Origin of the sequence: Marinomonas mediterranea MMB-1, from assembly GCF_000192865.1 — a bacterium.
Lineage (GTDB): Bacteria > Pseudomonadota > Gammaproteobacteria > Pseudomonadales > Marinomonadaceae > Marinomonas > Marinomonas mediterranea.
Map to the genome: position 1 here is coordinate 3,054,241 of NC_015276.1, position 8,869 is coordinate 3,063,109.

Genomic DNA, 8,869 nt, shown 5'->3' on the forward strand with positions numbered 1-8,869 from the left:
TCTTTTGCTTGCGAGGTATCAATTAATATACCCTGCTGCAATACCTCCCAAACTAGAGAAAAACATAAACGCGGGAAGTACCGATGCAATACATATACTTCCCTCCAATAGAGTTACTACAGTAGCCAATAGGGCAAAGAAAATAGGCTGCCATGATATTGTATATCATTCTTCCTATGGGAAGATCGGGACTAACCTTGCATTCAAGGTGTATACGTATAAATCCGATTACAAACGGTAGAAAAAACATTAACGATACCATCACCAGCCCTCCAACGTCTCGAAGAGCTTCTACCTCCCAAAAAATCCTGAGCGATAAGCCGTAAAGAACGCCGAGAATAATGCCTATATATTTTGGATGTTTCGAATTCATCTTTTACTCATAACCCCCTGTTAACAGGCAATAAAATAGTTGCTTAAAATAAGCAACTAAGGACAAAAAACAACTGTTTTTCATCCTTATTTAACAGCTTGTCAGGCAATTTATCCGCAATATACGTTGTGAGCAGAAACTAGACTGGCTACTGTTAAAACCATCATGACAACAGAATAAAAATATTTAACACTTATTGTACCACCCACCTCAGCATCAATAAAAGAGCTTAAACTTGGTTTTATATCATCTTTGATTTCAGGTGCAGATTCTTCCAGTTTTTTAAGTGCTTTAACACTGCTTTTTAACATCTCATTGTAATAACCTAAATCGAGTATCCAAATAGATATCCAAAAAAATGATAGAAATAGAAATGATACAAAAAGAAGTTCCCAATTTACCCCATCAGTATTTTTAGCAAAGACAGTAATGGCAGATGAAATAGCTGTTATTAATGCCAAAGCCTTGGTACGAATTTGAATTATAAGGGCGCTAAATTGATTTGTTATATCTTCGTATTTACTCCATAAATTAAAGAAATATTCATATTCTTGATTCTTTTCCATACTATGAGACTCCCCTTGTTGCCTAACGATCTAAATAAGGGGATGCCGCATTTTGGCAGTCCCTTTTGAATTTTTTGTTATAGCTTTTCAATTTCCTTGAATGTTTCCGCTAACTCTTGCAGTTCACCTGTTTCAGGTAGCCATAAATAAACCTGATTCTGAAACTGACCAGACTCTTTGATCAAAACCATTTTGTCACCAAGACCATTACTTGCAATTGCTACGGCTTGTTCTGGAAAATTACCAAAGCCTTTGCATGATTCAGTTTCATTTATAATGTGATTGCATGTTCGAGACAACCGCTTTCTATCAGAGGTATCTTTAATCGGATAGAACTCCCACTCATCTTCTTCTGTAGATGCCTCGCCACCATTATCCAATTTCATTGCTTCTCGATATTCGGAAGGCAACTTCGCTCCCAAAACTTTCTCGGTTTGGGATAATTGTTCTTCTGATAAGTTAAATGGCACTTACCTCTCCTTGGCTATAATTACCTAATAATGGGCAAAAAATTGTTGGCTAAAATTTTTAGGAACGAAGAAAGCGGCCAACTGTTTTTTACCTTATTATTTAGCTTGTTATATAGCATGAGCTTCCACAAAATATGATTTATTTTTGAAGTCCCACGCAATGTTATTGATAGTGTAATTTTCAATAAATTTAACATTCTCTTTTTTAATAGGGTAACAATCAAACATTGGATTTCGATTGTTTGGCTCATTGAGCTCATTTTGAAACTTTACGAGATCAAAAGATTTTAAATCGTATTCAGCAATCAACTCTTCTGTTTTTTTCAAAAAATTCTGTGATGTAGCGCCTAACTTTGAAAGCATCATCAATCATTGATTTACCATATAACGCCTACCATAAGAGGCGCGCGGCTTTTTCCGCGTCCAGCCTAGGTCTTTTTGTGGGCTAATCTTAATGGTTTTGTTATGAGGTTTTGTCATAGTACGCTCCCATCATTTTATCTAGCTTTTTCATGTCTGGGTCACGTTCAAATTTGTCGGGGTCTCTTTCAAAACACATTTCAATATAATTATGGACGATTTTAAAATCTCTAAGATTAGAAATAACCCCTTTTTTCAAGATAGGGTTTATTTGAAATTTAAATACATTTCGATCCAATACGAAAACCCCATATCTGAAAAGTAAAAATACAACAATTATGGTTAGTAGAAAAATAATCAGCATATTTTAAATATCTGCCTCATAACAATTAATGGTTATAGTGCGGCGCAGCCGCAGTTATAACCGTCTGTTGAACTGCCGCGTCTTTATATAGGGAATTTGCTTTTTTCATGATGTGACGTCCCTGTGTTTTTGCGGTGTGTTTTCGAGTGCTCTTGCCTTTAAATCAGGCTAAGAAGACTCTTTTTGATCGTTTACTATCGTCTATCTCTATAGTTTTACCCAGATGCTAGGCGATTGGCAAGCCTAATCCCTCAAGCTCTTTGACCTGATTCTATTTTCGCTGACGTTCGTGTTCGTTTTATGCAACTAGCCTGTTCTTAATCTTTCTCGCTTCCAACGGTTCGAGGTGACTTCGCCTATGTAGTGTGCCGACGAGTCACCGCACGCAGGGCAATGACATCCTATTACCGGAGACTCCTGTTGGGTGCTTTTTTCTTCCGGCTCCTTTTTCTCTTTTTCAGGACGGGGCGTGTCTTGTTCTCGTATTTTTAATAGGCTCTTTCGTCGGATCGCATTCGACATATAGCCGTAGTGTCTCACTCGCATGAACCCTTTCGGCAGGACGTGAAGCAAAAACCGTCTTAGCAGCTCTTCGGGTGTGAGTGTCATCTGGCTTTGTGTATTCGTTCGGTAGTCTTTGTACGATAAGCGAACATGCTCACCATCCCAAGACTGAAGACGGTGATTACTCAGGCCAATACGATGTGTATAGCGAGCAAGGTAGCGGATCAGGGTCTCTTGGTATTCCAGTGCGGATTTGCAATACACTACCCAAGGAACAGACATCAGTTCATTTAGTTTAGAAGTAAGCTGATGCTGTGTAACACCTTCTAATTCGCCTTCCCTTCTCTGATTTTAATGCAGCTGTTTTTACCATCCAGATCTGACACCTTAAGCCTAACAATCTCTCCCGCTCTCATGCCTGTGGCATAAGCCAGCATCATCGCTGCTTTCGCCTTTCCTCGTTCACAGGCTGAGATCATTCGATGTACTTCGTTTGGATAAAGGAGATCAGGAATACGCTGTTGTTTATTGGGGTGAGGTAAAGCAACTCTTAAACGGTTTCTAGACAGCACCTTCTGGTACAAAAAGTTCAGAGCATGAACACTCTGTCGGCAACTTGACCAACTCCAGTCCCTGATCCCGTATAAGGTGTAGGATATAACGCTCTATATCTGCCCGCCGGATACGGTCGGGCGGCAGGTTAAAATAGCGTGACGCTTCACCAATCTGATAAAGATAGGCTTTTTGAGTCAGGGGGGATAACCCTTCAAGGGTCATTGTATCAATGATTTTTGATGTAACGCAGACATATTAACTCTCCTATAATGAATTAACAGGACAGTTAAGTCTGGTCGCTAACGACTAATTTGGGGTATTCAAAGAACGCTCCGCGAAGCGGCTTAGTTCAACGCCTAAATCACCCGCCGACAAAGGAGGTCGGGGGCATTTAATTGTTAGAGCTTCCTTCATAGGCTGAGTGCTGACAAGATTCTTCACGCTTTCGATACTTGCCTTTGCAACTCCTATTGAATCCGGCTAAAAAATATCCAGCCAAGGCCCTGCTTTCGAACTGTTCAGACAGCTTATCCATAATCTGAAAATAATGACGAGAATTATTTACACTATACATGTAAGGCGCTCCTGTATATTCAAGCAAATTTTCCGGAGTACCTTCTGGCTTAAATGTATGGGTAGAATTTGTAGTCGTATTGATAATCGCTAGAGACTCTATAAATGTTCGTTTTGCAAAAATATCGCTTTCATCGCATCTATATACGATCTGTGCCGCGTAAGTAGTTTGAATGTTGGGTTCAATCCGCCTATCCACAACGTCATATACTTTGTATACAACCTCCTTGCTTTCTCCGCCATAACTGCGTTTAAACTGCAGGTTGCCACCCCCACCAATAGCTGCGACCCCAAACGCAGAAATTAACGCTTTGTCCGCTTCAGAGAGGGTTCCGAAGTTTTTTCTTTCATCTCGCTCAATTTTTTGACCACAGGAAGTATTAATAGCTTTAGCTTCAGAGCTTGTAAGGCCATATCTAGGATGACGAAGAGTAGCATATGTGACCACAGATTTATGGTTAAGCTTCTCCAGCTGATCCTTGCTTATATAGCCAGTAACCTCATCAACAGAGTTTCTGTTGCCTCTGTTTCCAACAAGCCTATAAACTTCTGTTCCCGCAATGTTTAACTCCTCTGCCTTGAATACTTCACCAGCATTAATTTTCAACAACTGGTCATCATCTTGTTGATCGCATTGAATACTGAAACACACTGAATGGGATTTGTTGAATATAATATCTTGATCCCCAAACACAGTTTTGAACGGACCTTTTGATACAGCTCTTTCAAGCAAAAAGACTCTTACGCCGTCTTGAGTTGTAGCCGCTAAGTATTGCTTTCCTACTTTTAGGTCAGGTTCTTCTTTGTCTATATCAAACAATAAAAATGTCCTTGGTATAAAGGTGATAATTCTATATTTATCTCCCTCTTTCTTGGTTGCCAACCCGAAAGTTTCAACTAAAGTGACATGCGCATTATCTGCGCCGTTTGCTAGAACACTCACAGAGAATAGCGAAAGTGCCGCCATCAAAATAAGGGTGTAAATTGCTTGTTTCATTTGGATAGCCTCTATTTTCTATTTCCACTATTCAGGAAGTAAATCAATAGCAGAAGTTTTAATAATTTTTAGAAGGGCGCCGTATTTTATCTTTAATGCATTTAGATCTTCTTGGTACTCTTCTATCTTTCCACTATCGAACGATCTTAATTTAGTATTCAATGCGGTAATTTGAGCAACAAAGGCTGTAGATTCTGCGGCAATACTACTTCTATGCACCGATAAAACCTCAACACTTGATTCTATCCGAACTCTTAGCAAGAGAAGTTGTTGCTCCTTCACTTGGGTGGGTGGGAGTACCAAAGATATAGATTCCGCAATCACAGAAACGTAATCTGAGAAAGTAGATTGTAATATTTTCGCTTCATTGAGAACAAAGCCGCTATCTAGGCGCAGTATTGCCTCTCTTTCTATCTGTTCTCGCTGGTTGGTATCGGAGCACTTCTGCACTCCAAAAACAATCAATGCGGCCATCAAACCAAAAACAAGCTTATCGATAATATTTTTTACTACTTCTTCTTTTACTAGCTGTTTAAGATCAGTCATAGACATTCCTGAGGGTAGCTTCTAGCTCTAACAATTAATGGTTATACGGCGGCGCAGCCGCAGTTATAACCGTCTGTTGAACGGCCGCGTCTTTATATAGGGAATTTGCTTTTTTCATGATGTGACGTCCCTGTGTTTTTGCGGTGTGTTTTCGAGTGCTCTTGCCTTTAAATTAGGCTAAGAAGACTCTTTTTGATCGTTTTTTATCGTCTATCTCTATAGTTTTACCCAGATGCTAGGCAATTGGCAAGCCTAATCCCTCAAGCTCTTTGACCTGATTCTGTTTTCGCTGACGTTCCTGTTCGTTTTATGCTACTAGCCTGTTCTTAATCTTTCTCGCTTCCAACGGTTCAAGGTGAATTCGCCTATGTAGTGTGCCGACGCGTCACCGCACGCAGGGCAGTGGCATCCCGTTACCGGAGAGTCCTGTTGGGTGCTTTTTTCTTCCGCTTATCCTTATCTTTTTCAATTCATGCCTTTCAGCCAATAGACCTCCCTTTTTTGTATTCGAGACAAAAGTATTTCAAAAAAGTGTGAGACTAGTGCTAACTTGCTGCGTATATACCCTATGACACTAGGAGAGCACGATGTTTTCAATATTCAAAAAAGACCCAAAGAAAAAGCTTAATAAGCAATATTCGGAAAAGCTCGAGTTGGCGATGAAAGCACAGCGCAATGGGGATATTAAAGGGTATTCTATGCTGACGTCTGAGGCAGAGGATATTTATAAAGAAATTCAAAAATTGGAAGCAACACCCAATTAGAGCGAATAACGGTACGTTTTGTGGCTGTGATCTAAATCGCTGTGTCTAAGCCGCTTTGACCTAAATAGCGTTGATATATAGCGTCATAGAGCAAGCTCAAGCAGATACAAAAAAACCGCACGGGGCAGCGATGCCAAGTGCGGTTTTAGCGTTTAGCGAGTAATAACGCTTAGATCATTGCTTCAATGCCTAGCGCTTCATTACTTTCAAACATACGGTTAAGGTCAAGCAGGATAACCAACTCTTCCTCTTTTTGATATACGCCTTGAATAAACATCAGCGCTTCATCGTTACCGACGCTTGGGCTTTGTTCGATCTCGCCCTGATACAAGTAGAATACTTCTTGTACAGCATCAACCAACATACCAATCTGCTCGCCATCATGTTCGATGATGATGATTCGGGTATCGTCGCTAATGGTGCACTCTGGCAGCCCAAAACGAACACGAGTATCAACAACGGTCACGACGTTACCGCGAAGGTTTACAATACCAAGAACATACATCGGCGCGCCTGGTACAGGTGCGATTTCACTGTAACGCAATACTTCTTTGATTTGCATTACGTTGATACCGTATGTTTCTTCCAACAACTTAAAGGTTAGATATTGGAGCAGTTCGCCTTTACTACTCTCAGAGGCTAACCCTTTTCCAGATTCTTTAATAGTCGCTATCTCAGACATGGCCTACTTCCATACTCATTATATTTGGGCGACTGGAGAATCTACATGTAGATCCCCCAGATACCAGACTCATTTACATGATAGCTAAAACTTCACTATCTAGCCCAGAAATTTGCGTAACAATTAGTTGTCTTGTTGTATACCAACAATAACCCAACTTGAGCTCGCATCCGACATATTTTTTTCTAAATGCCAAATTTCTTTTGTTTCAGACGTTTCACTGCCTTCTTTGATCCAACCTGAGAACTGTAAACTGATTGACGCAGTAGAGCCAATAAATTCACCACGAACTAGGTCAACCATCAGAGAAACAACATCCGTTTTCGGTTTATCAGCACCCAGTTTCGCACGCTCTTCTTTCAGCATGTTATACAACTCTGGGCTAACGTATTCCTGAATGGTCTCGAAATTACTATCATCCCACGCTTTTTGCAAAGCAATGTAATGGTTCTTCGCTTCAGCAACAAAGGCTTGCTCATTGAACCCTGGTGGAAGCTGTATCTCAGGTTGACCACCGAAGCCTGCACCACCCGCCATCGGCGAAGGCTGAAAGGAATCCTGAGGCATTTCACGGTAAGCACCGTGACCCGCAGCTTGTGCTTGCTGAGCAGCGCGTTTTTTCGGCGCGATAAAGAACTTGTAAATTAGGAAGCCAATCAACGCAAACAGTAGGATGTCACCAAATGAAATCCCATCAAATGCACCACTGCCCATCAAGGCAGCGAACAAACCACCTGCTAGAAGACCACCTAACAAACCACCACCTAAACCGCCAAGAAAACCACTTTTCTTTTTGGTTGTGCTGTTCGTCGCCGTATTATTAACCGACTTATTCGAAGAGCTCGATGGCTTAGACACTGAATAGCTCTTGCCGAAGCTTTTGCTACCACCTAATTTCTTGGCTTGAAGGTCGGCACTAAAACCGCCCCCAATCGCCAGTACGAATGCCATTAAAATGGCATATAGAGATGTTTTCACGATATTACTCCACAGTTTTAAATAAAATCGTTCTAAGAAGCTTTGTTTATGCTTACGTTAAACAAAGTTCACAAGGCCAACGGCTTCTCTCAGCTGCTTAATATGATCGCGAGCACGAGCGCGGGCTTTTACTGCACCGGCTTGCAATACTTCTTCGATCTGCGCTGGATTCGCCATTAGCTCTAAATATTTCTCTCTTGCGTCTCCTAGTTGACCATTAACCAACTCGAAGAGTTCCTTTTTCGCTTCGCCCCATGCGATACCATCAGCAAATTTTTGACGCATCTCTTCAGTTTGCTCAGGGGTCGCGAACGCCTGATAGACCTCAAATACCGTAGAGTCATTCGGGTCTTTCGGCTCACCAGGCTCTAGCAAGTTTGTTTTGATCTTGTTAATGCCTTTTTTCAGCTTTTTCTCAGTGTCAAACAACGGAATGGTGTTGTTATAACTCTTAGACATTTTTCGTCCATCAAGGCCTTGTAGGATGGCAGTACTATCACCAACAACCGCCTCTGGCATAACAAAAAATTCGCTGCCATATATATGGTTAAAGCGACCCGCAATATCACGCGCCATTTCAATGTGCTGAATCTGATCTCGCCCAACCGGTACTTTGTGCGCATTAAACGCCAAAATATCCGCAGCCATTAGCACTGGGTAACAAAACAAGCCCATCGTAATGCCAAAATCAGGGTCCTGCTCACTCGCAACGTTTTCGTCTACACCTGCTTTATACGCATGAGCACGGTTCATCAGACCTTTTGCAGTGACACAAGTTAGTAACCAGTTTAGTTCACTGATTTCTGGAATGTCAGATTGACGGTAAAAAGTTGCCTTATCAGTATCCAGCCCACACGCTAGCCAGGTTGCGGCAATCTCTAAACGAGACTGTTGCACACGCTCGGCATCCTGACATTTAATTAATGCGTGATAGTCCGCTAGAAAGAAAAAAGCTTCCGTGTCTGCTCGGTTACTTGCTTCGATTGCCGGACGAATCGCACCAACATAGTTGCCAAGGTGAGGCGTTCCTGAGGTTGTGATACCTGTTAAAACAATTTCTTTACCCATTATTCCTACTCGGTTGTGTTCTTAAGAGTGCATACACTAACATAAAATTTAGGTTGGTATTACTTCCAA

Annotated in this window: 12 protein-coding genes; 1 reads left to right on the top strand and 11 read right to left on the bottom strand. The window is 41.3% G+C overall.

Annotated elements, in window-relative coordinates; translation table 11 throughout:
• Positions 1-483: 483 nt before the first annotated feature.
• The 8 genes from MARME_RS13970 to MARME_RS14000 all read right to left on the bottom strand — a co-directional run bounded on the left by MARME_RS13970 (position 484) and on the right by MARME_RS14000 (position 5,308).
• Positions 484-939, bottom strand: a complete 456-nt coding sequence (locus MARME_RS13970) for a hypothetical protein (protein ID WP_013661914.1) — start codon at positions 937-939, stop codon at positions 484-486.
• 77 nt (positions 940-1,016) lie between these two features.
• Positions 1,017-1,409 carry an SMI1/KNR4 family protein gene (locus MARME_RS13975; protein ID WP_013661915.1) on the bottom strand — a complete coding sequence of 131 codons (393 nt, stop codon included), beginning with the start codon at positions 1,407-1,409 and terminating at the stop codon, positions 1,017-1,019.
• A 108-nt stretch (positions 1,410-1,517) separates the two neighbouring features.
• Positions 1,518-1,775: a DUF7683 domain-containing protein gene (locus tag MARME_RS22310; protein ID WP_190273407.1), complete on the bottom strand. Its 258-nt coding sequence runs from the start codon at positions 1,773-1,775 to the stop codon at positions 1,518-1,520.
• Positions 1,776-2,439: 664 nt separating this feature from the next.
• Positions 2,440-2,919 (bottom strand): IS91 family transposase, encoded by a 480-nt coding sequence (locus tag MARME_RS21890; protein WP_083799783.1) that lies wholly within the window; start codon positions 2,917-2,919, stop codon positions 2,440-2,442.
• 44 nt (positions 2,920-2,963) lie between these two features.
• On the bottom strand, positions 2,964-3,116 hold the full coding sequence (locus tag MARME_RS22710; RefSeq protein WP_083799785.1) for a tyrosine-type recombinase/integrase: 153 nt from the start codon (positions 3,114-3,116) through the stop codon (positions 2,964-2,966).
• An 82-nt stretch (positions 3,117-3,198) separates the two neighbouring features.
• Positions 3,199-3,414: a phage integrase N-terminal SAM-like domain-containing protein gene (locus tag MARME_RS22890; RefSeq protein ID WP_083799786.1), complete on the bottom strand. Its 216-nt coding sequence runs from the start codon at positions 3,412-3,414 to the stop codon at positions 3,199-3,201.
• Positions 3,415-3,583: 169 nt separating this feature from the next.
• Positions 3,584-4,762 carry a hypothetical protein gene (locus MARME_RS13995; RefSeq protein ID WP_013661919.1) on the bottom strand — a complete coding sequence of 393 codons (1,179 nt, stop codon included), beginning with the start codon at positions 4,760-4,762 and terminating at the stop codon, positions 3,584-3,586.
• Between the two features lie 27 nt (positions 4,763-4,789).
• Entirely contained in the window at positions 4,790-5,308 is a 519-nt protein-coding gene (locus MARME_RS14000) for a hypothetical protein (protein ID WP_013661920.1), read from the bottom strand.
• A 587-nt stretch (positions 5,309-5,895) separates the two neighbouring features.
• On the opposite strand from MARME_RS14000, the gene MARME_RS22165 reads away from it, so the two are divergent.
• Positions 5,896-6,072, top strand: a complete 177-nt coding sequence (locus tag MARME_RS22165; protein WP_013661921.1) for a DUF6435 family protein — start codon at positions 5,896-5,898, stop codon at positions 6,070-6,072.
• A 169-nt stretch (positions 6,073-6,241) separates the two neighbouring features.
• Here MARME_RS22165 and MARME_RS14005 read toward each other — a convergent pair whose 3' ends face one another.
• From MARME_RS14005 to MARME_RS14015, 3 genes are all read right to left on the bottom strand, one after another.
• Entirely contained in the window at positions 6,242-6,754 is a 513-nt protein-coding gene (locus tag MARME_RS14005) for a chemotaxis protein CheW (protein WP_013661922.1), read from the bottom strand.
• Between the two features lie 123 nt (positions 6,755-6,877).
• Positions 6,878-7,732 (bottom strand): Tim44 domain-containing protein, encoded by an 855-nt coding sequence (locus MARME_RS14010; protein WP_013661923.1) that lies wholly within the window; start codon positions 7,730-7,732, stop codon positions 6,878-6,880.
• Positions 7,733-7,789: 57 nt separating this feature from the next.
• Positions 7,790-8,800: a tryptophan--tRNA ligase gene (locus MARME_RS14015; RefSeq protein ID WP_013661924.1), complete on the bottom strand. Its 1,011-nt coding sequence runs from the start codon at positions 8,798-8,800 to the stop codon at positions 7,790-7,792.
• Positions 8,801-8,869: the final 69 nt, after the last annotated feature.